The 21442-nt window shown below is 42.5% G+C and carries 16 protein-coding genes, 11 tRNA genes and 2 rRNA genes; 1 reads left to right on the top strand and 28 read right to left on the bottom strand.

The window, feature by feature from the left end:
* The 7 genes from comGB to tgt form a co-directional block, all read right to left on the bottom strand.
* Positions 1–1017, bottom strand: a complete 1017-nt coding sequence (comGB, locus tag AT689_RS03690; RefSeq protein WP_001844679.1) for a competence type IV pilus assembly protein ComGB — start codon at positions 1015–1017, stop codon at positions 1–3.
* On the bottom strand, positions 965–1906 hold the full coding sequence (gene comGA, locus AT689_RS03685) for a competence type IV pilus ATPase ComGA (protein WP_000249571.1): 942 nt from the start codon (positions 1904–1906) through the stop codon (positions 965–967). Before comGA ends, comGB begins: the two co-directional genes overlap by 53 nt.
* A 75-nt stretch (positions 1907–1981) precedes the next feature.
* Positions 1982–2347 carry a DUF1033 family protein gene (locus AT689_RS03680; RefSeq protein WP_000286415.1) on the bottom strand — a complete coding sequence of 122 codons (366 nt, stop codon included), beginning with the start codon at positions 2345–2347 and terminating at the stop codon, positions 1982–1984.
* Between the two features lie 150 nt (positions 2348–2497).
* Positions 2498–3556 carry a zinc-dependent alcohol dehydrogenase family protein gene (locus AT689_RS03675; RefSeq protein WP_000649471.1) on the bottom strand — a complete coding sequence of 353 codons (1059 nt, stop codon included), beginning with the start codon at positions 3554–3556 and terminating at the stop codon, positions 2498–2500.
* Positions 3557–3718: 162 nt separating this feature from the next.
* The gene (nagA, locus tag AT689_RS03670; protein WP_001134457.1) at positions 3719–4870 is read right to left on the bottom strand and encodes an N-acetylglucosamine-6-phosphate deacetylase; all 1152 of its coding nucleotides are present in this window, start codon (positions 4868–4870) and stop codon (positions 3719–3721) included.
* Positions 4871–5022: 152 nt separating this feature from the next.
* On the bottom strand, positions 5023–6840 hold the full coding sequence (locus AT689_RS03665) for an acyltransferase family protein (protein ID WP_001220841.1): 1818 nt from the start codon (positions 6838–6840) through the stop codon (positions 5023–5025).
* A 100-nt stretch (positions 6841–6940) separates the two neighbouring features.
* Positions 6941–8083, bottom strand: coding sequence for a tRNA guanosine(34) transglycosylase Tgt (gene tgt, locus AT689_RS03660; protein ID WP_001285255.1), 1143 nt, complete (start codon positions 8081–8083; stop codon positions 6941–6943).
* 129 nt (positions 8084–8212) lie between these two features.
* Here tgt and AT689_RS03655 point away from each other — a divergent pair, with 129 nt between their 5' ends.
* Entirely contained in the window at positions 8213–9070 is an 858-nt protein-coding gene (locus tag AT689_RS03655; RefSeq protein ID WP_001108852.1) for a DUF975 family protein, read from the top strand.
* Between the two features lie 27 nt (positions 9071–9097).
* Here AT689_RS03655 and pcp read toward each other — a convergent pair whose 3' ends face one another.
* The 21 genes from pcp to AT689_RS03550 all read right to left on the bottom strand — a co-directional run bounded on the left by pcp (position 9098) and on the right by AT689_RS03550 (position 21417).
* Complete coding sequence (gene pcp, locus AT689_RS03650; protein WP_000866916.1) at positions 9098–9742, bottom strand: pyroglutamyl-peptidase I; 645 nt, start codon at positions 9740–9742, stop codon at positions 9098–9100.
* 106 nt (positions 9743–9848) lie between these two features.
* The gene (locus tag AT689_RS03645) at positions 9849–10217 is read right to left on the bottom strand and encodes a DUF1304 domain-containing protein (RefSeq protein WP_000022865.1); all 369 of its coding nucleotides are present in this window, start codon (positions 10215–10217) and stop codon (positions 9849–9851) included.
* A gap of 10 nt (positions 10218–10227) precedes the next feature.
* The gene (locus AT689_RS03640) at positions 10228–10653 is read right to left on the bottom strand and encodes a MarR family winged helix-turn-helix transcriptional regulator (RefSeq protein WP_000570115.1); all 426 of its coding nucleotides are present in this window, start codon (positions 10651–10653) and stop codon (positions 10228–10230) included.
* Between the two features lie 424 nt (positions 10654–11077).
* Positions 11078–12220 (bottom strand): LysM peptidoglycan-binding domain-containing protein, encoded by a 1143-nt coding sequence (locus tag AT689_RS03635; protein WP_000746997.1) that lies wholly within the window; start codon positions 12218–12220, stop codon positions 11078–11080.
* A gap of 165 nt (positions 12221–12385) precedes the next feature.
* The gene (locus AT689_RS03630; RefSeq protein WP_001172827.1) at positions 12386–13006 is read right to left on the bottom strand and encodes an HAD family hydrolase; all 621 of its coding nucleotides are present in this window, start codon (positions 13004–13006) and stop codon (positions 12386–12388) included.
* A gap of 3 nt (positions 13007–13009) precedes the next feature.
* Entirely contained in the window at positions 13010–14290 is a 1281-nt protein-coding gene (locus tag AT689_RS03625; protein WP_000473956.1) for an MATE family efflux transporter, read from the bottom strand.
* A 60-nt stretch (positions 14291–14350) separates the two neighbouring features.
* Entirely contained in the window at positions 14351–15835 is a 1485-nt protein-coding gene (gene thrC, locus AT689_RS03620; RefSeq protein WP_000177154.1) for a threonine synthase, read from the bottom strand.
* Positions 15836–15910: 75 nt separating this feature from the next.
* The gene (locus AT689_RS03615; protein WP_001277925.1) at positions 15911–17188 is read right to left on the bottom strand and encodes a glutamyl-tRNA synthetase; all 1278 of its coding nucleotides are present in this window, start codon (positions 17186–17188) and stop codon (positions 15911–15913) included.
* A gap of 106 nt (positions 17189–17294) precedes the next feature.
* Positions 17295–17378 (bottom strand) — tRNA-Leu (locus AT689_RS03610).
* A gap of 9 nt (positions 17379–17387) precedes the next feature.
* Positions 17388–17459: transfer RNA gene (locus AT689_RS03605), tRNA-Gln, on the bottom strand.
* A 13-nt stretch (positions 17460–17472) separates the two neighbouring features.
* Positions 17473–17545 (bottom strand) — tRNA-His (locus AT689_RS03600).
* A 14-nt stretch (positions 17546–17559) separates the two neighbouring features.
* Positions 17560–17630: transfer RNA gene (locus tag AT689_RS03595), tRNA-Trp, on the bottom strand.
* A gap of 4 nt (positions 17631–17634) precedes the next feature.
* Positions 17635–17715, bottom strand: a tRNA-Tyr gene (locus tag AT689_RS03590).
* 12 nt (positions 17716–17727) lie between these two features.
* Positions 17728–17800, bottom strand: a tRNA-Phe gene (locus tag AT689_RS03585).
* 3 nt (positions 17801–17803) lie between these two features.
* Positions 17804–17877 (bottom strand) — tRNA-Met (locus AT689_RS03580).
* Between the two features lie 13 nt (positions 17878–17890).
* Positions 17891–17980, bottom strand: a tRNA-Ser gene (locus tag AT689_RS03575).
* 82 nt (positions 17981–18062) lie between these two features.
* Positions 18063–18136, bottom strand: a tRNA-Ile gene (locus tag AT689_RS03570).
* A gap of 34 nt (positions 18137–18170) precedes the next feature.
* A tRNA-Gly gene (locus tag AT689_RS03565) sits at positions 18171–18241 on the bottom strand.
* A gap of 5 nt (positions 18242–18246) precedes the next feature.
* Positions 18247–18319: transfer RNA gene (locus AT689_RS03560), tRNA-Val, on the bottom strand.
* A gap of 4 nt (positions 18320–18323) precedes the next feature.
* Positions 18324–18439 (bottom strand): 5S ribosomal RNA (gene rrf, locus AT689_RS03555).
* A 76-nt stretch (positions 18440–18515) separates the two neighbouring features.
* Positions 18516–21417 (bottom strand): 23S ribosomal RNA (locus AT689_RS03550).
* Positions 21418–21442: the final 25 nt, after the last annotated feature.

Genomic DNA, 21442 nt, shown 5'->3' with positions numbered 1-21442 from the left:
TTAAAAATTTACCTCCATATTTTGATACATGGGCATGAGCATTGCCGCATAAAGTAAAACGATAATCAGTGCCACAAAGATAAAAACCAGTGGCTGCACCAAATTCATGGTGCGGTTGACTCGGGTAAAAAAGGCTTCCCAAGTTTTTTCAGCATAGATTTCCAACTCACTACCCAGCTTGGACTTAACTTCCCCATACTCTATGATGAGACTCAATTCCTTCCTAAAGAAAGGATAGGTTCCTATCGTCTGAGAAAATTCACGGCCATTTTTCAGGGTTTGAGCCAGATCTTGACCGATTTCTTTAAAGAGCTGGGAACCTTGTTCCTGCATCATTTGAAAAATCTGCGTCAACTCCATTCCCTGTGAAATCATATTCCCCCATTCACGTGCATAATAGGCTGTCAAATAGGTCTGCACAAAGATTCCAATAAAGGGAAGGCGTGCTAAGATAGAAAAGACATTCATCTTAGAACTTCTTTTATAAAAAGTTAGTGCTAAAAGGGCAAGCACGGAAACAAGCCCTGCCATGCCTAGAAAAATTTGGGGCAGATTACCGATAATTCGGGTGGCAATATTGCTACTATCCAGTTGTGGGAGCAGGTAATTCCGTAGCCCCAGCATGATTAAGAGAAGAAAAAACAGCAAAATCAAGGGATAGGTCGCTACTTCAATCAATTTTTTCTTGACCTTGGCCAGATTGTCCAGATATTCTTCTATCTTTCCCAAACTCAGGTGGAGATTGCCATGAACTTCAGCTAGGGATAACTGAGTGACAATAGCACTTGAACATCCCAAACTTTCCATCATTTCTGAGAATGATTTCCCCTGAGACAAGCCCACACGCATCTGGATCACACACTGCTTGTCCAACAAAGCACTCCTATCTAAAAAGGAGATAGTCTCCACCAGATGAAAACCGCTAGAAAAGAGATTGTTAAATAGGGTGATGATATTTTTTTGCTTAGCTGTAGCTAATTTTTTCCGTCTCAGCCTGAAGACTTGTGATATGTCCATCTTTAAGAAGCTGGTCAATTTGCTCATTCCACTTGGCTGCTTGGTGTTCTTGATAATCTCTGTTTGCAAAGTCAACGATTCCTCCTCCCCCGATTAATCTCTGGTAGCAGACTCCTTGCAGAACAACTGCCAATTCTTCTTCACTCACACCCAACTCCAGCAGACGCTCATAAACACCTCGGATACTCTTGGCGTGAATGGTTGAAAAGACTGTCGCACCTGTCAAACTAGCTCTGACCACTGCACGCGCCGTCTCGCTGTCACGAATTTCTCCGATAATCAAGAGATCTGGTCGATGACGCAAGGAAAGTTTGATTAGATTTTCATAGGTTAGGCCGATTGCTTCGTTCAACTGCAACTGAAGCATGTCGTCCTGCTTGATTTCGACAGGATCTTCGATGGACATAACTTGCTGTCCTTTAAAGAGTGACTTGGACAATTCATGCATCAAGGTCGTCTTACCACTCCCAACCGGGCCAGCAAAAAGATAGAGTCCCCGTTGCCTGTACTGCTTGCCTAATTCTTCAATATCCTGAAACCAAAAATGCAAGTCCTGCTCCTCATCGTGCAACAAACGGATAACCAAACTCTCATGTCCCCGATAATCGCCTACAGTAGATAAACGTAGAGACGCCATCTTCTGGTCATAGGCATAATCACAGGAACCCAGTTGACTACGTCTTTTTTCTCCCACATTCATACCCGCCACAAACTTAAAGTGACTGATAACGGCTGCAAACTTTTCAAAATCATAGCTACCAATTTTACAGCGCTCGTCTCCTACCCTCATATGAAGCTCATAGGCGTCTAACTTAGGGACAAAATAAATATCCTGCGTCCCTTTTTTCCGAGCTGAACGAATGATTTCTTGTGCAATTTCTTGAACCATACTTACCTCCTCACCTATACTATTCGCAAAGCGTTAGAAAAATAAAAAAAGCAACTCCAAAAAAGTTACTTTTCTCTATTTTAATTTCATACGGCAAGAACGATTCCTTTCCTGACTGGTTTGTTTTTCATAGCCTGAGCGTAGTTTTTCGTCTGGGATAACCTGCTCATCCTGCAAAAGAGCCAAAGAATGGTATTGTTGTAAATACTCATCACATTCATCACACCAGCGTTGGTCTTCCGGGTCCCAAAAAATGGTCATCAAGTCGCTTCTACTTTTATAAAGAGGGGATTCTTGTTCCAATCTAAACCAGCAAGTTTTGTAGTATTTGAGAGCATCATAATACTGGTCAAATTTTCTACTTGCTACAATATCTTCTTCCCAACCTTCTAAGAACCACCACGGTTCAAAATCTCCGTACATTTCTATAACACGATACATATTCATTCATTCCTTTGTACCGTATATTATAACCAATTCCGCCAGACAAGGAAAGAAATATGCTCATTTCTTAATTTTTTGATAAAAAATCCAGCCATCTGATGGATGACTGAATTTCTATTTGCTTATGTACAAAAATATTTTTACTACTTAGGCTTCTGAGATATCGTTTTCGATAATGACCTTAATGGCATGGTGGTCTGCTGCCTTACTGAAGACTTCGTAGGCTTTTTCAATTTCACTGAGTTTGAAATAGTGAGTTACCAATTTTTCCGGTTCAATCTTATGACTTTCAAGTGCTTTCAACAATTGTGGAGTCGTATTTGTAGATACCAAACCAGTTGTTACATTGATGTTGCGAATCCAAAGTTTATCTAAATCGAATTCAACTGGTTTACCATGCACACCACAGTTGGCAACCGTTCCGTCTACACCGATAATCTTTTGACAGAAATCAAATGTTTCAGGAATCCCTACAGCTTCGATAGCGACATCCACACCACGACCATCTGTCAAATCATAAATTTCTTTAATGGCTTTTTTAGGGTCTGAAGAATTAACCTTATGAGTCGCACCGAATGATAGGGCAGTTTCCAAGCGGTTATCGTCTAGGTCTACCATAATCAATTTAGCTGGTGAATAGAATTGGGCTGTTAAAAGAGCAGCCAATCCAACTGGACCTGAACCAATAATGGCTACGCTGCAACCAGGTTCTACTTTCCCTTTTAAGACACCAATTTCATATCCAGTAGGCAGAATGTCTGACAGCATAACCAAAGCTTCATCTGACAAGTCTTCTGGAGTATGGTAAAGAGTATTATCTGCATGAGGGACACGTAGATATTCAGCCTGCATACCATCAATCAAGTGACCGAAAATCCAGCCCCCTTCGTCTTCACAGTGGGCATAAATTCCTTTTTTACAGTAGTAGCATTTACCACAGGCACAGACGCAAGAAATCAAGACCTTGTCACCTTTTTTGAAGTTGGAAACTCCTTCCCCAACTTCTTCAACAATCCCAATCCCTTCGTGGCCAAGAATGGTACCACTTTGGCAAGTAGGAACATCCCCTTTGATAATATGGAGGTCTGTTCCACAAATAGTGGTTTTTACAATACGCACAATAGCGTCTGTTGGCTTGCGAATAACTGGTTTGTCTACATCAACAAAAGAAGCAAGTCCTGGTTTAACATAAGTATAGGCTTTCATAAAGCACTCCTCCGTTTTTTTATTTGTAATATTTATAGTTCAATTGTAAGCATTTTTCTTTGTTTCTTCAAGCTTTTTTTGTGATTTTTTTAACTTTTTATTTACCAGTAAAGTACCCTGTATAAAAAAGCAGAAGTTAGTCTCTAACTTCTGCCTTCTCTCTTATGCTTGATAACGTTTCACGCCATCTAGGTAGGTTGCTACCAATTCCAAATCTTTATCTAATACGATGAAGTCAGCGTCGTAGCCTTCACGGATTTGGCCACAGACGTCATCGATGTGAACGGATTTAGCTGGGTTGAAGCTGGCCATCATGACTGCTTCATGCGGATTCGCAATTCCCCATTCGACCACATTCTTCAAACCATCTTTGAGTTTGAGGATAGAACCTGCCAAGTTACCTGTCGATTTGAGGCGTGCAGTTCCATTTGCAACGACAACTGGGAATTCTCCCAACATATAATCTCCGTCTTCCAATCCCCCAGCTGTCATACAGTCTGTGATAAGAGCGATGTTTTCTGTTCCTTTTTGTTTGATAAGAATTTCGCAAGCCTTTGGATCTACGTGGTGACCATCACAGATCAACTCTGCATAGGTATGTGGCAATTGGTACATGGCTCCAACCATACCCAATTCACGGTGAGTCAACCCACGCATTCCATTGTAGGCATGCACCCAAACACTCGCTCCAGCATCGACTGCTTTTTTGGCTTCATCAAAAGTCGCGTTTGAATGTCCAAGAGCAACCGTCACACCTTCGCCCGTAACTGTACGAACAAAGTCTTCCACCCCATCACGTTCTGGTGCAAGGGCAATTTTATTAAGCAAGCCATTTGCCGCTTTTTGCCAAGAATGAAACTCCTCAACACCCGGGTCTCTCATATAAGTTGGATTTTGTGCCCCCTTAAAAGTTTCTGTGAAATATGGACCTTCATAATAAATCCCACGAATCTTAGCACCTGTTGCTTCTTTATAATGGTTTCCAAGATTTTCAGTGACTGCAAGCAATTGCTCATAAGTGGCTGTTAAAGTTGTGGGTAAGAAACTGGTAACACCGGTACTAAGAAGTCCTTCACTCATAGTATGCAATGTACCTTCAATGTTGTTGTCCATCACATCTACACCTGCATATCCATGAATATGAGTATCCACAAGACCTGGGGCAATGCTATAACCTGTATAGTCAATCACCTCAGCCCCTTCAGGAATCTGCTCTACATGTTTTCCAAACTTGCCGTCCACAAGTTCCAAGTAACCACCTCGACGAACTCCGTGTGGGTAGAAAAACTGATCCGCTTTAATATAGTTAGGCATAATGTTAACCTCCTTAAAAGATTGATTCTACAATTTATTATGTCAATTACATTATAAACCTTTCTTTTTTATTTGTAAATGGTATAGACCTATTTTTTGGAGATATTTTAAAAGAGCTGGATTTCTCCAACTCTTCTCTTTTTTAATACAAGTTATTTTGATTTAACCGGCTTGTCTTGAGCTGTCTGCAAAGCTGTGGCAATCGTATCTGCATACAATTTTGCTCCTGCTTCGATAGTGCTACTCTCACTCCCGAAATGAACCTGGTCTGTTCCAGCCCAAATTTCTGGATGCTCTTTCGCAACTTGATTCCAATCTGCTATCGTAATGTAAGGTGTCTTCTCTGCCAATTCTCTCATATAGGCAGCAGCCTTCTCAACGATGGCATAGGTCTCTTTTGTCTTATCACCCTCATAAGGAGTCACCAAAATCATATGGTGTCCCTTAGGAAGATTTTTCACGATACTGTCCCAGTCATCCTTGTAATTCTCAGGATTATTTACCCCAGTCGCAATGACCACCGTCTTAGGTAAAAATTTATTCTGGCTATTATTTAGCATGATTTCATTTGCGGTCTTGGTTGTTACGCTGACCTGCGCGTTAATCTGTGCTCCAGGAAGAGCTGTCTGTAGTGCTGTATTTGCCCTTAAAGCCACTGAGTCACCAATTAACATAGTGCCATCAGCAATTCCCAAACTGTTTGCATCTGCCCGTTCTGCCATCACCTTGGTCTGGCCAATATTTGTTGCAGCTTGCTTCAAGCCATTGACAGTCAAGTCTGTCTCAAACGCTCCCACTTGTGGTGCCAACAAGGTCACCATGCAGACAATGAAGGTCAAGATTCCTGTACCTGCTGCAAGAATTGCGTGAATATAAGGCAGGGGACGAAGAGTTTGTAAAATAGGTGTGTTCTTGCCTGCAATCCAAGGTTCCAATACATAAAATGACAGACTGGCAAAGCCATAAGAACAAATCAGAGTCAGTAATACAGCAAGAAGATTTGATGTCAACTGTGAGAAAATGATATAGAAAGGCCAATGGAAAAGATAAACCGCATAGCTAGTATCCGCTAAAAAGCTGATAATCTTCGGCTCCTGTATATGATGTGTCTTTTCATGTAAGACACGCGCCGCCAGAATCATGGCAAGAGCTGCAAGACTGGCAAGCAAGAAGCCGATAAGATAGGCAAAAAGATAAGTGAATTTGACAAAGAAAGTCAAAAGAACTAGGAAACCAAAGCCTCCTCCAAAAACTACTAAAGTCTTTCGTAAATCCCAGATTTTATCCAACTGCTTGACGAGGGAAGTCGTCTGACGAACGCCTACAATAGTTGCTAACATACTTCCCAAAAAGAATGGATAGACATGAGTTAAACTGGAGAAATAAACAGAGGAATAAGAGGTCACTAGAAAACTACCAATAAACATGGAGAAGAAACTGATCAAGAAGGCAGTAGCAGATAAGAGAAAGATCATCCCCTTCAACTGACCATTTGATTTAGCTTGTTTGGATAAGAACCAAACTGCCAATCCCCAAAGAATATAGTAGTGAACCTCAACTGCCAAACTCCAATTATGAACAAACAAATGAGGAATGAACTGAGATTCATAACTCCCACCTGTTAAGAGTTCATAGAAGTTGGTCATAAAGCCTAAGACGCCCGCAATCTGGCCACCAATTCCAGCAACATAGTCTTGGCGAACCAAGAAAGTAAAAGGCATGGTCACCAAGACCATCAAAACCACAGGTGGCACAATCCGATAAAAGCGTCTTCTAAAAAATCCTATCAAATCAATCTCATTGTTCTTAGAAAATTCTTCAATGAGTAGAGCTGTAATCAGGAAACCTGAAAATGTGAAAAAGACATCTACCCCGAAAAATCCTCCAGGAAAGATCGTCTGAAAGAAGTGATACAAGAGTACCAAAAGTAAACCTATAATCCTAATCAAGGAAAACCATTTAATGCGCATACGAGTTTATTCTTCCTTTCATTGTACACTTTATTCTATCAAAAAAAGAAGAAAAATCCTAAGAGAAAACTTAGGATTTTTAGCTTATATCAATTCCATTTTAGAAATTACGTCCTGACTTATTATAGCCATATTTTTCCACAAAATACTTACGGAATTCCAAGAGATTGTCATCCATGATGGCTTGTCGCACTTGCTTCATCAGGTTAAGCAAGAAGTAAAGATTGTGGTAGCTAGTCAAGCGGATACCAAAGGTTTCATCAGCCTTGAGCAGGTGACGAAGGTAAGCGCGTGTATAGTTATTACATGTGTAGCAATCACACTCAGGATCCAGTGGCGTAAAGTCCTCAGCAAACTGGGCATTTTTCACAACCAAACGTCCTTGACTGGTCATACAAGTCCCGTTACGAGCAATTCGAGTCGGTAAGACACAGTCAAACATATCCACCCCACGAATGACCCCATCGATCAAGCTATCTGGCGCTCCCACACCCATCAGATAACGAGGTTTATTTTCAGGCAGCAGTTGAGTTGTAAAGTCCAAGACCGCATTCATCTCTTCATGGGTTTCTCCCACTGCCAAACCACCGATAGAGTAGCCTGAGAAATCCATGCTGACAAGATCGTGAGCTGATTGGCGGCGAAGGTCTTCAAATCCTGCACCTTGCACAATTCCAAACAAACCTTGGTCATGTGGACGACGGTGAGCCTTCAAACCACGCTCAGCCCAACGGCTGGTACGCTCGATCGATTTCTTAACGTAGTCATAAGGTTGATAAAACTGAGGACATTCATCAAAGGACATCATGATGTCTGAACCCAGATTATTCTGAATAGAGATGGCTTTTTCTGGGGATAGGAGCATCTTAGAACCATTTAGATGATTTTTAAAGGTTACTCCTTCTTCTGTGATATTACGGCTATCTGCTAAAGAATAAACCTGAAAACCACCACTATCTGTCAAGATAGGCTGGTCCCAATTCATGAACTTGTGGAGACCACCAGCGCGTGCAATGAGTTCATCTCCAGGGCGAAGCCAGAGATGATAGGTGTTTGATAGGATAATTCCCGAACCCATCTCCTTCAATTCTTCAGGTGACTGAGTTTTGACAGTGGCTTGTGTCCCAACTGGCATAAACATAGGTGTCGGAAAGGTACCGTGGGGAGTGATGATTTCTCCTAGACGAGCTCCTGTGTGTTTTTCTTTCTTAATCAAACGATATTTGATTGGTGAATCTGACATTTTTTACCTCCGAAGCTGGGAAAGACAGTCCCAGTTCATACAGTGTGCCCAAGGACACACTGTATGATTTTATCAAAAAAAGTAGGAACTGTCACGAACTATGTATAAGAACTATGGTATAATAAGAGAATGAACTATCCAAAAATTGATTTAAAAACAATTCGTCAGGAGTCAAAACATTTTCAGGCTGACACCCCCCGTCTCTTTCTCCTCTATATCCTTCCCAGTATGCTGGTCATCTTATCTGGTTTTCTTAATCCCTTATCTCGGATCCACGGGACTGTTTTAGAACAGCCATTTTTCAGCATACTTGGCCAAATACTTCAAACCTACCTCTTTCCTCTACTAGTCTCCTTTATCGGGACTATTCTTTTGACCAGTTCCGTCTATGCAACACTGACACTCATGAAAGATTCTAAAACGGAGCCATCTGTAAAAAACAGCCTAGCTCTCTTTGATGAGGAGCGCTTTTCTCAAACCTTTTTGACCCTACTTCTCAAACGTTTCTATCTCTTTTTATGGAGTATCCCTAATTTACTTGGGATTTACCTCCTCTTTTATAGTAGCTTTTTAGCCAAAAAATTCGTCACCCTACATCCTGAGTTTCCAAATCTAGATCTCTCATCAGTTGAAACCGAGCGTTTCCTCATGGTCTTTGGACTCTACTTTCTTGCAAGTCTCATCTTGATCATTGTAGGAAATATCCTCTATATTCCACAGTATTATGCCTATTCACAGGTGGAATTTCTTCTCTGTTATAGTCTAGACCTAGGACAGGTCCCACCAAGACGAATCCTAAAAACTAGCCGTTCCTTTATGAAGGGCTACAAGTTCCAGCACTTTGTCCTAGATTTACAGCTTCTTCCTTGGTACTTCCTCAATTGGATTACCTTTGGCATTGCTAGTTTTTCACTCCTACCTTATATCCAATGCACTAAAATTATGTTTTACCGAGCAGTATTGGCTCGAAAACGTCCAAAAGCTTGAAGGTTTTTCCCCTCAAGCTTTTTTCTATCAATGAGTTTCTCCGCCTACCAACTTGAGTTCCTGATCTCCATGTTCTATCATAGCGCCGATTGCTGCTTCTATCCCTCGCCGAATATCCACTAAACTCATAGTTGGAGTAGTCGGTCTGTTCACCACCTGTTCCATCATATAAGGAATATGCATAAAACCTGCCTTAACATATGGAAATTTCTTTTCTACCAAATAGAGAGCCTGATACATCAAATGGCTGCAGACAAAAGTCCCTGCCGTATTGGAAACAGAGGCCGGTAAGCCCTCTTTTTTTATAGCTTGAACCATCGCTTTAATCGGCAAACTACTAAAGTAGGCCGAAGCACCATCTGGGCGAATGGGACGGTCAATCGGTTGATTATCTTCGTTATCAGAAATGCGTGCATCGTCTTGATTAATGGCCACTCGTTCAGGTGTCACACTAGTTCTTCCACCAGCTTGCCCAATACAAAGGACAAAGTCAGGTTGATAACGATTCATCTCTTCTTCCAATACTTGAGCAGATTTGTGAAAAACTGTCGGCACCTCTAGCCAACGGACCTCAGCACCATGGATTTCAGCTGGTAAACCTTTAATGGCCTCCAAAGTTGGATTGCCCTTTTCCCCTCCAAAGGGCTCAAAACCTGTCACTAATACTTTCATTTCTAACTCCTCAAAACCAATTCAATGAGACTTTTTTCTTAAAAACAAGTATAACATATTTCCCTTATTCTGGATTAAAAAGGATTAGCGAGATTAAAATCGACCTTCAAGTGTATTTAAAGAGTAAAATACTAATCAAGGCCAAAATAGCTGATCCACCTTGCTTCAAAATAATTTTTTTATCCGCTGTTAAAGAGCCGTAAGTCGCAGCACCAATCACAAATAAGACAAAAATAGTCACAATTTCTAAATTCTGTGAGAAATAAATGCCATACCAGAGAAAGACTCCTAGCAGAGCCTTATAAATCCCTTGATTTTTGAACAATGAACTTACTGACGGATGAGCCAATTCTTCCTTTTCCATATTAAATACACGACTAGTCGCATCTGATCGCGTAGCAATACTTTCCAAATAAAAAATGTAAAAATGCTCCAAAGCAACGATCGTTGTTAAAATAATTGTAATAATTGACATCTATTTCTCCTTAAATTTCTATATTTTCAATACCCAAAACCAATTTATTTAATAAACGGCTGAGTTCTGTTCTCTCAAACTCTGTTAAGATACTTTCCATCTCTTCCTTAACCTTGATATGTTGCAGAGGGGGATTCACCACTAACTGCTCCTTGGCATACTTCGCAGCCTCTACCAACACTTCCCGCTGATTTTCAGGATTACGATGACGCTCCACCAAACCTTCCGTTTCCAAAATCTTGAAATGCCGTGTCAAAGCAGCCTGATCAATTTTCAAACGCTCCTGAACCGCCATTTGGTTACAAGGAGAATGCTCCAGCAAAAACAGTAAAATCTGATACCGTGTCAAACTAATCCCAAGCCTTTTTTCAAACAATTGCGTACTCGCTTGCTCAGACAAGCGGAGTTGATACAGTAAATCTTGAATCTCTATCATTTCTTCCTCCTATCCATTGACTTATCAATAGTTGACCAATCAATTATAATATAAAGTATAGTGAAATGAAATAAGAGCAGGACAAATCGATCAGGACAGTCAAATCGATTTCTAACAATGTTTTAGAAGCAGTTGTGTACTATTCTAGTTTCAATCTACTATAAAATAGATTGCAAGAATGTTGCTTAGATTATTACAAGATGATAACTTTCCATTTTCCATTCAAATTGATACTCAATGAAAATCAAAAAGCAAACTAGGAAGCTAGTCGCAGGTTGCTCAAAGCACAGCTTTGAGGTTTCAGATAAAACTGACGTGGTTTGAAGAGATTTTCGAAGAGTATGACAAAGAAAAAGCGAACGAGAATCGCTTCCCATCACGAAAGCTAGATCTCATTCGTCAAAATGATGTTACCAAGTCGGGTTTATCCATTCATTGAAACGTGAACGTGATCATAGTGATTTTCTGTCACACTACCACGGTCTGGCATTGGGTTCCAAGTGTTAGCTGGCCCATATTTGCTATCGAATGGAGCATAGAAACGTTGTTTCCAGATGATGTAACTAATGCCACGGCTGGCCATGTTTTGAATAGCATATTCCGCAATCTTATCCCCTAATTCTGAACGTTCTGGTACCATAAAGTCGATAGCCAAACCTTTTCCGTGATCTCCACTGTCTCCTGGACGATAACCGCTAAAGGATGTAATGCCAAACAAGTTAGCAATTTCTTCTTTAAAGGCAGCTGTTTGTGGTTGAAGACCTGCATTTTCAGATTTTGCTACTGCAAGTCCAGCATAATCGGGCGCAGCTGGAGCCTCGTAAGTTGTTGAAATTATTTTCGTCTCTTCTGGTTGATAAGTAGAAACTGCTGCTGTAGCTCCATTTGATGATGCTACTTCTTTTGCTTCTGAACTTGTTGTAGTTGCTTCCACTGCTGATGCAGCTTGAGGGCTTGCTTGTGTTTCCTGCTTCTCAGCTGGAGTCGTTCCCTGAGGAGCTTCTTCTGCAACTGCACTGCTTGTTTCGGCCGTTTGCTCCTCTGGGACAGAAGTGCCCGTAGATGGTGCCACTTCTTCAGAAGCAATCACTGTCTTTGTAACTTCTGAACTTGATGCTACTTCTTTTGGAGCTTCTGCAATTGGTTGAGAAAGGTCTGCAACCTGAACAGTTTGATCATCAACGGTCACTTGATTAGTGGTCAAATCTGCTGTCGCAGTTGTCACTTCTTCACTAGAGTCTGCTCGAGGTGTTTGGATTTCAACTTCTGTTACTTCTTCTGCTTCATTGACAGTCGTTGTCAAAACAGTTTCTGGGAAAATCAAGTCCATATTAGTGATTTTGTTCAGATTCGCAAGCACTGTGACATCTACACCCAAGGCTTCTGCAATGGTGCTCAAAGTATCACCATACTGTACGGTATAACTTGTTTTGTTGTCCGTTTTAGTCAAATCGTTTTGGATTTGCTCAACACTACGTGCAGTCCAAAGAACTTCTTCTGCTTGAGTTGCCAATACTGGGGCAAATGACAAGGCTACTGTTGACGCTAATAACATTCTTTTCTTCATTCCTTCAAATTCCTTTCAAATGAGTACCTGTCTATCATAACACAAAAAATGTAGAAAAAAAGCCCTCTCGGGCCTATTTAACAGAACTGTCTATTCCTTGTAACAAACTAGATTACTTGAAATAGTTTGTTAGGTCTCTGTCACAAAACTGACACAATCTTTTTATCACTTAGTCTCAAAAATACGGGAAATATCTGCTAACGCTTGAATCCTGTGATTCCCTTCATAAGTAGACTCTAAAAAGTTGATACTTTGAATCCCACTATTCTGGGCAAATTCCACATCCAGAGTCCGATCCCCTATATAATAAGTATTATCAGAATTCAACTGATACTTATCTAGCAGATAGGTAGCCGCTTCTGGACTTGGCTTCCGCACAAAGCCACTCTGACTGGTTAAAATCTCTGTAAAATAGGATTCCACCCCCAAGTCCTTGAGAATGGTAAAAGCGTTGTTCCCCTTATGAGTATATATAAACTGCTGAATTCCTGATTCGTCTGCCCAAGCTAGCACCTCACGCGCACCTGGCATCAAAACTACCTGAGCATTCTTCTCAGCCAGACTCTGGGCACGCACCTGATTTAGCACCTCAACATCCAGATTTCTATCTTCTGCCACCCGCACAAGCAAATTTTGCACCGAATACTTGAAGATAAACTCTCTCACCTTCTCCTTATCATAAGGAATAGAAAACTGAGCAAAAGTCTCCTCAATCCCTGATAAAATCGCTTCGTAAGAGTCCAATAAAGTCCCGTCTAAATCCCAAATAAAAGCTGTTTTTTGCATTTCCTATCCTTTCAAGCTCATATAGCGCTGGTAACGATAGCGTAGAAATAACCAGCGAAAACCATTATCCAAGAGAGACCCTGCCCAAATACCAGGCAAGCCCCAACCAAGCACAATCCCCATCAGATATCCTGTCCCAATGCGGATACACCACATGCCTATACTTGTCGCATAAAAAGGGAGGCGTGCATTTCCTAATCCCTGCCAGACTGCCGTATAGATGACTGTTCCTGTCGTCATAGGGGTACCAAGTAGTGAAAACAGTGTCACTAGAACACTAGCCTCCACCGCTAGAGAATCAGTCGTATAGAGATGAGTTAATGGTACACCCAAGACATATATACTAAAGGACAGGGGCAACATGAGGAACAGAGAAAGCCAAAAGGTTTGTTTACTCAAACTAGCAACTCTTTTCCAATCATCCTCTCCAACTGCTCGGGCCAACAGCATGACCGTTGCCGTAGCGACACCAAAGGCAGGCATATAGTTAAACTGGGTCAAGACTTCTCCGATTGCATTCCCAGCAACTGCCTCCGTCCCAAAAGAAACGACCAAGGCAATGATCACTACATCTCCAGCTCTCATCATAAGTCGCTCTCCAGCTGCTGGTAAAGCCAAGGTCAACAGTTCCTTATCTAAACCAAAAGTTAGCTTCCCATAAGGCAGTTTTAATTGTGACCACAAAATCACAAGACCAACCAAACGAGACAGAATTGTCCCCCAAGCAACACCAGCTATCCCCATATCCAGAACAAAAATAGCTAGACTTGAAAAAAGAATATTCAAGGCATTGGATAAAAAACTAACATAGAGAGGCAGACGTGGATTATGCGTTGCACGAATCAAGGCTCCCAAACTAGTCATTAAACCTAAGAGAACAATCGATCCGCCTACCAAAGATAGATACAGTCCACCACTCTCAGCTACATCCCTCTCCGTCCCCAAAAGTCCTATCATCTCTTTCCCAGCGAAGATGGACAAAAATCCTAAAAGGAAACTTAATAGTAAGGTAATCTTCAACGCCTCAGTCACATGATAGGCCAACTTCGACTGGTCTTTCTGCCCTATGCTTTTTGAAATAACACTGGAAATAGCAGCTCCCAGAGCGATGAAAATCGCCTGATAAATGGTGATAATATTACCAGCTACTGAAACCCCTGAAATAGCTATCAATCCTAAATGAGCAACCAAATAACTGTCCACCATTCCCATTAGCATCTGCAAAAAGTTTTCACCCATAGCTGGCAATGCAATATTAAGAATGTCTTTATTTTTCTTAAACAATCTCTCCTCCTGATGAAAAGAAACTCAGTTGGTTTCCCAACCGAGTTTGCTCCCTCTGTCTTAAAGTCCTAAATAAGCCTCAACCGCTGCTTGCATGTCAGCAGCTGCCACTGTTGTCTTGTGACGAATTGGAGCTATTTCAAGCCCATCAACTGCTGGTGGCACTGCAACGCCTGAGATTTCATGTAATTGAGCCAAGGCTTCAAAGTCTGTCAAACCTGCTTTTCCAGTTACAGCTTCTACTGCAACTACTGGGAACTTGTATGGACTAGCTGTTGAAGCAATCACTGTCTTAGTTACATCTCCAGTAACCGCTTGGTATTTTCTATAAACTGCTGAGGCAACCGCCGTATGTGGATCCTCAATATAAGAATCTGACTCATAAACACGCTTGATTTCTGCCGCTGTTTCTTCCTCAGTCGCATATTCAGCTGCAAAGAGGTCCAAAATCTCTGCATCAAAGTCTGTCAACTTATATTGTCCTTGCGTGTTCAAGGCATTCATAAGTTCAGCTGTCTTTTCAGCATTATTTCCCAAAAGATGGAAAATCAAGCGCTCCAAGTTTGAAGATACCAAGATATCCATAGATGGGCTGGTTGTTACCTTAAACTCACGTTTTTTGTCATAGACACGTGTTTTAAAGAAGTCTGTCAAGACATTATTGTCATTTGAAGCACAGATTAGCTTGCCAACTGGTAGGCCGATTTGTTTGGCATAAAAGGCAGCCAAGATATTTCCAAAGTTTCCTGTTGGTACTGTGAAGTTAACCTTTTCACCAGCTACAATTTCACCAGTCTTAACCAATTGAGCGTAAGCATAAACATAATAAACAATTTGTGGCACCAGACGACCAATGTTCATAGAGTTAGCTGATGAAAATTGCAACTTGTTGGTAGTCAATTTTTCACGAAGAGCCACGTCGTTAAACATGTGCTTCACATTTGTTTGCGCATCGTCAAAATTACCATCAATAGCAATAACATGAGTATTGTCACCATTCTGAGTGGTCATTTGCAACTCTTGTACCTTGCTGACACCACCCTTTGGATAAAAGACGATAATCTCAGTACCAGGCACATCCGCAAACCCCGCCATAGCAGCTTTCCCCGTGTCACCAGATGTCGCTGTCAAGATAACAATCTTGTTCTCCAAACCATGTTTCTTAGCAGCAGTCGTCATAAAGTATGGCAAAATAGACAAGGCCATATCCTTAAAGGCAATCGTTGAACCATGGAAAAGTTCCAAATTGTATTGCCCATCTAATTTCACTAATGGTGCAATAGCTGGAGTATCAAATTTGCTATCGTAGGCATTGTTGATACAGTAGTCCAACTCCTCAGCTGTAAAGTCATCTAAAAATGCTGACAAAACTAGCTTAGCAACTTCCTGGTAAGAAGCATCTTTCAATTTGTCAAAGTCCAAATCTACCTTTGGATAAGTAACCGGTGTAAACAAACCGCCGTCCGTCGCCAAACCTTGCAAAATTGCTTGGCTGGCAGTTACTGTATTGTTGGCATCACGCGTTGATTGATAAACTAATGTCATTACTCTCTATCCTTTATCTATAGTCTCGTCCATTATATCATGATTTTTCAGAAAATTCTCCCTTTATAAGAGAAATTATAGGCTCAATTCTTCTCTCAAAGGCTGTAAATAGGTCATTTCTTCCTTATTTCTCACCACTAGTCCCTCCTCAGCTAGTAGGAGTAAGTCTTTGGAAAATTCAATAATCGTAGTTTCTTCCTCATCTGTAAGATTTTTCTTAGAAAATTGTCTCCTTAAAGACTTGTAATCATAACCAAATACTTTAAAGAAAGGTGCTGTTTCTAAGTAAGCTTCTAACTTGTCTAAATTAACCAATAATCCCAAGTGAAAAGCTGCAGAAGCAAAAGTCCTATCAAGTGGCTGTGTACACACACTACGAAACTCAACTGTTCCTCGAGTCGTTAAATCTTGGTACTGGTAACTACGATGAGTTTCAAAATCCTTCTCTTGGGGGTAAATAATAACCTCATCCCCATTCAGAGCAAATGCTTGGATTTCGGACGTAGCCAAATAGTCCCCAGCCTGAATAGGATAAAAATAATAGGTCTGCCCATCACGTTCCGCAGTAAAAATCGCAGAATGATTTAGATAGTCAAAAAAATCAGCTTCATCATTAAGGAGTCTAGCATTGACCCCAACATTCTCTGGATAGATACCATGCATAGATTCTTCCCAGAAAATATCCCTTGAAATTTTCGTATCCCAATCCGCACCCGAAAATTCAGAGTTTGCAAATAAATAAGCCTTAGCCGCTTCAATTTGAGTAAAAGCATTAATCACCCGTAAGTAGTTGGTTTTTGAAATATCCAGCTGAACCTGGCTCCCACAGATAAAAGTACCATATTCAGGGAAATGATGTAAATCTGATTTAATAATATTTCTACTCAAATTCAAATAATCCATCAACATCTGATAGCGTGGATAAGCCACTGGACAATTCTCATTTTTATCCCAGTTGGGATGGATACCACAGCCAACAATAGCATGATTTGATTCAGCTAACTTTCTCTGAATTACATTCATATAATTATTGAAACGATTTTCGACCTCTTGAATCGTTTCAGCCTTACCAAATGCAAACTCAATCGTTGTATAGGAAACTTCAAATAAAATAGCATCCTGACTTATCGGATCTACTAACTGGATCAGATTGCCAAAATCATCTACCTTTGCTACGGTGAGATCCAAAGTAGAAACTAAATAATGAAATAGATCCTTTATAACTTCAACATCTGTAGCATCCCCTTCTAAACTTGCAACAGGATACTCCAACTCAATTCCGACAAACAATTCAGGATTTTCTTTAATATTTTTCAAATACCGATGTTTTAATAAATCGATAGAACAAGACATACTACCCTACACTTTCTTAATCTAAATAAAATTTGAATAACTATAATTATACCAAAAATAATATAAAAAAGGAACGAAGAATAACAACGTTCCTAACACTATACTATACCGGCGGCCGGGGTCGAACCGGCACGTCCTTGCGGACACTGGATTTTGAGTCCAGCGCGTCTGCCAATTCCGCCACGCCGGCAAATAGTAACTGGGGTAGCTGGATTCGAACCAACGCATGAGGGAGTCAAAGTCCCTTGCCTTACCGCTTGGCTATACCCCAATAATATAAAATAGGCGAGTGATGGGGATCGAACCCACGCATGCCAGAGCCACAATCTGGTGTGTTAACCACTTCACCACACCCGCCATAATTCTATTAACACGGGCAGTAGGAATTGAACCCACACTGAAGGTTTTGGAGACCTTAGTTCTACCTTTAAACTATGCCCGTAAAATGGAAGGGGAGGGATTCGAACCCCCGAACCCGAAGGAGCGGATTTACAGTCCGCCGCGTTTAGCCTCTTCGCTACCCTTCCAAAATATATAAATGGCGCGAGACGGAATCGAACCGCCGACACATGGAGCTTCAATCCATTGCTCTACCAACTGAGCTACCGAGCCTTATTGCGGGAGCAGGATTTGAACCTACGACCTTCGGGTTATGAGCCCGACGAGCTACCGAGCTGCTCCATCCCGCGTTAATAATATAAAAGGAGGATGTGGGATTCGAACCCACGCACGCTTTTACACGCCTGACGGTTTTCAAGACCGTTCCCTTCAGCCGGACTTGGGTAATCCTCCAAAATAGTTTATACGGGAACAAGCCCGTGTCCTCTTAGTGAACAGATAATATTCCAATCCCCTAGTAATGGACTAAACACTATGGGCACGAGTGGACTCGAACCACCGACCTCACGCTTATCAGGCGTGCGCTCTAACCACCTGAGCTACGCGCCCAAGTCAAAAACTTGGTACAAAGAACAAAGTTCAAAGCGGGTGACGAGAATCGAACTCGCGACAACAGCTTGGAAGGCTGTAGTTTTACCACTAAACTACACCCGCTAAAATGGGAGTTAACGGGATCGAACCGCTGACCCTCTGCTTGTAAGGCAGATGCTCTCCCAGCTGAGCTAAACTCCCTAGAGCTAAGCGACTTCCCTATCTCACAGGGGGCAACCCCCAACTACTTCCGGCGTTCTAGGGCTTAACTTCTGTGTTCGGTATGGGTACAGGTGTATCTCCTAGGCTATCGTCACTTAACTCTGAGTAATACCTACTCAAAATTGAATATCTATTCAATTCAAGAAAACCGTTCGCTTTCATATTCTCAGTTACTTTGGATAAGTCCTCGAGCTATTAGTATTAGTCCGCTACATGTGTCGCCACACTTCCACTTCTAACCTATCTACCTGATCATCTCTCAGGGCTCTTACTGATATATAATCATGGGAAATCTCATCTTGAGGTGGGTTTCACACTTAGATGCTTTCAGCGTTTATCCCTTCCCTACATAGCTACCCAGCGATGCCTTTGGCAAGACAACTGGTACACCAGCGGTAAGTCCACTCTGGTCCTCTCGTACTAGGAGCAGATCCTCTCAAATTTCCTACGCCCGCGACGGATAGGGACCGAACTGTCTCACGACGTTCTGAACCCAGCTCGCGTGCCGCTTTAATGGGCGAACAGCCCAACCCTTGGGACCGACTACAGCCCCAGGATGCGACGAGCCGACATCGAGGTGCCAAACCTCCCCGTCGATGTGAACTCTTGGGGGAGATAAGCCTGTTATCCCCAGGGTAGCTTTTATCCGTTGAGCGATGGCCCTTCCATACGGAACCACCGGATCACTAAGCCCGACTTTCGTCCCTGCTCGAGTTGTAGCTCTCGCAGTCAAGCTCCCTTATACCTTTACACTCTGCGAATGATTTCCAACCATTCTGAGGGAACCTTTGGGCGCCTCCGTTACCTTTTAGGAGGCGACCGCCCCAGTCAAACTGCCCGTCAGACACTGTCTCCGATAGGGATCACCTATCTGGGTTAGAGTGGCCATAACACAAGGGTAGTATCCCAACAGCGTCTCCTTCGAAACTGGCGTCCCGATCTCTTAGACTCCTACCTATCCTGTACATGTGGTACAGACACTCAATATCAAACTGCAGTAAAGCTCCATGGGGTCTTTCCGTCCTGTCGCGGGTAACCTGCATCTTCACAGGTACTAAAATTTCACCGAGTCTCTCGTTGAGACAGTGCCCAAATCATTACGCCTTTCGTGCGGGTCGGAACTTACCCGACAAGGAATTTCGCTACCTTAGGACCGTTATAGTTACGGCCGCCGTTTACTGGGGCTTCAATTCATACCTTCGCTTACGCTAAGCACTCCTCTTAACCTTCCAGCACCGGGCAGGCGTCACCCCCTATACATCATCTTACGATTTAGCAGAGAGCTGTGTTTTTGATAAACAGTTGCTTGGGCCTATTCACTGCGGCTGACTTTAAGTCAGCACCCCTTCTCCCGAAGTTACGGGGTCATTTTGCCGAGTTCCTTAACGAGAGTTCTCTCGCTCACCTGAGGCTACTCGCCTCGACTACCTGTGTCGGTTTGCGGTACGGGTAGAGTATGTTTAAACGCTAGAAGCTTTTCTTGGCAGTGTGACGTCACTAACTTCGCTACTAAACTTCGCTCCCCATCACAGCTCAATGTTATAGAATTAAGCATTTGACTCAATTCACACCTCACTGCTTAGACAGACTCTTCCAATCGTCTGCTTTAGTTAGCCTACTGCGTCCCTCCATCACTACATACTCTAGTACAGGAATATCAACCTGTTGTCCATCGGATACACCTTTCGGTCTCTCCTTAGGTCCCGACTAACCCAGGGCGGACGAGCCTTCCCCTGGAAACCTTAGTCTTACGGTGGACAGGATTCTCACCTGTCTTTCGCTACTCATACCGGCATTCTCACTTCTATGCGTTCCAGCACTCCTCACGGTATACCTTCATCACACATAGAACGCTCTCCTACCATACCTATAAAGGTATCCACAGCTTCGGTAAATTGTTTTAGCCCCGGTACATTTTCGGCGCAGGGTCACTCGACTAGTGAGCTATTACGCACTCTTTGAATGAATAGCTGCTTCTAAGCTAACATCCTAGTTGTCTGTGCAACCCCACATCCTTTTCCACTTAACAATTATTTTGGGACCTTAGCTGGTGGTCTGGGCTGTTTCCCTTTCGACTACGGATCTTAGCACTCGCAGTCTGACTGCCGACCATAATTCATTGGCATTCGGAGTTTATCTGAGATTGGTAATCCGGGATGGACCCCTCACCCAAACAGTGCTCTACCTCCAAGAATCTCTAATGTCGACGCTAGCCCTAAAGCTATTTCGGAGAGAACCAGCTATCTCCAAGTTCGTTTGGAATTTCTCCGCTACCCACAAGTCATCCAAGCACTTTTCAACGTGCCCTGGTTCGGTCCTCCAGTGCGTCTTACCGCACCTTCAACCTGCTCATGGGTAGGTCACATGGTTTCGGGTCTACGTCATGATACTAAGGCGCCCTATTCAGACTCGGTTTCCCTACGGCTCCGTCTCTTCAACTTAACCTCGCATCATAACGTAACTCGCCGGTTCATTCTACAAAAGGCACGCTCTCACCCATTAACGGGCTCGAACTTGTTGTAGGCACACGGTTTCAGGTTCTATTTCACTCCCCTCCCGGGGTGCTTTTCACCTTTCCCTCACGGTACTGGTTCACTATCGGTCACTAGGGAGTATTTAGGGTTGGGAGATGGTCCTCCCAGATTCCGACGGGATTTCACGTGTCCCGCCGTACTCAGGATACTGCTAGGTACAAAGACTATTTTAAATACGAGGCTATTACTCTCTTTGGCTGATCTTCCCAAATCATTCTTCTATAATCTTTGAGTCCACATTGCAGTCCTACAACCCCGAAGAGTAAACTCTTCGGTTTGCCCTTCTGCCGTTTCGCTCGCCGCTACTAAGGCAATCGCTTTTGCTTTCTCTTCCTGCAGCTACTTAGATGTTTCAGTTCACTGCGTCTTCCTCCTCACATCCTTAACAGATGTGGGTAACAGGTATTACCTGTTGGGTTCCCCCATTCGGAAATCCATGGATCATCGCTTACTTACAGCTACCCAAGGCATATCGTCGTTTGTCACGTCCTTCGTCGGCTCCTAGTGCCAAGGCATCCACCGTGCGCCCTTATTAACTTAACCTTATTTTCTGACCTTTCAGTCATAA

Source organism: Streptococcus pneumoniae (genome assembly GCF_001457635.1).
Taxonomy (GTDB): Bacteria; Bacillota; Bacilli; order Lactobacillales; family Streptococcaceae; genus Streptococcus; species Streptococcus pneumoniae.
The sequence above is the reverse complement of the archived record's forward strand: the minus strand, read 5'-3'. Positions and strand labels throughout refer to the sequence as shown.

Coding starts and splice junctions, on each gene's coding strand:
- comGB (WP_001844679.1), bottom strand. CDS start 1,017: ATGGACATATCACAAGTCTTCAGGCTGAGACGGAAAAAATTAGCTACA.
- comGA (WP_000249571.1), bottom strand. CDS start 1,906: ATGGTTCAAGAAATTGCACAAGAAATCATTCGTTCAGCTCGGAAAAAA.
- AT689_RS03680 (WP_000286415.1), bottom strand. CDS start 2,347: ATGTATCGTGTTATAGAAATGTACGGAGATTTTGAACCGTGGTGGTTC.
- AT689_RS03675 (WP_000649471.1), bottom strand. CDS start 3,556: ATGAAAGCCTATACTTATGTTAAACCAGGACTTGCTTCTTTTGTTGAT.
- nagA (WP_001134457.1), bottom strand. CDS start 4,870: ATGCCTAACTATATTAAAGCGGATCAGTTTTTCTACCCACACGGAGTT.
- AT689_RS03665 (WP_001220841.1), bottom strand. CDS start 6,840: ATGCGCATTAAATGGTTTTCCTTGATTAGGATTATAGGTTTACTTTTG.
- tgt (WP_001285255.1), bottom strand. CDS start 8,083: ATGTCAGATTCACCAATCAAATATCGTTTGATTAAGAAAGAAAAACAC.
- AT689_RS03655 (WP_001108852.1), top strand. CDS start 8,213: ATGAACTATCCAAAAATTGATTTAAAAACAATTCGTCAGGAGTCAAAA.
- pcp (WP_000866916.1), bottom strand. CDS start 9,742: ATGAAAGTATTAGTGACAGGTTTTGAGCCCTTTGGAGGGGAAAAGGGC.
- AT689_RS03645 (WP_000022865.1), bottom strand. CDS start 10,217: ATGTCAATTATTACAATTATTTTAACAACGATCGTTGCTTTGGAGCAT.
- AT689_RS03640 (WP_000570115.1), bottom strand. CDS start 10,653: ATGATAGAGATTCAAGATTTACTGTATCAACTCCGCTTGTCTGAGCAA.
- AT689_RS03635 (WP_000746997.1), bottom strand. CDS start 12,220: ATGAAGAAAAGAATGTTATTAGCGTCAACAGTAGCCTTGTCATTTGCC.
- AT689_RS03630 (WP_001172827.1), bottom strand. CDS start 13,006: ATGCAAAAAACAGCTTTTATTTGGGATTTAGACGGGACTTTATTGGAC.
- thrC (WP_000177154.1), bottom strand. CDS start 15,835: ATGACATTAGTTTATCAATCAACGCGTGATGCCAACAATACAGTAACT.
- AT689_RS03615 (WP_001277925.1), bottom strand. CDS start 17,188: ATGTCTTGTTCTATCGATTTATTAAAACATCGGTATTTGAAAAATATT.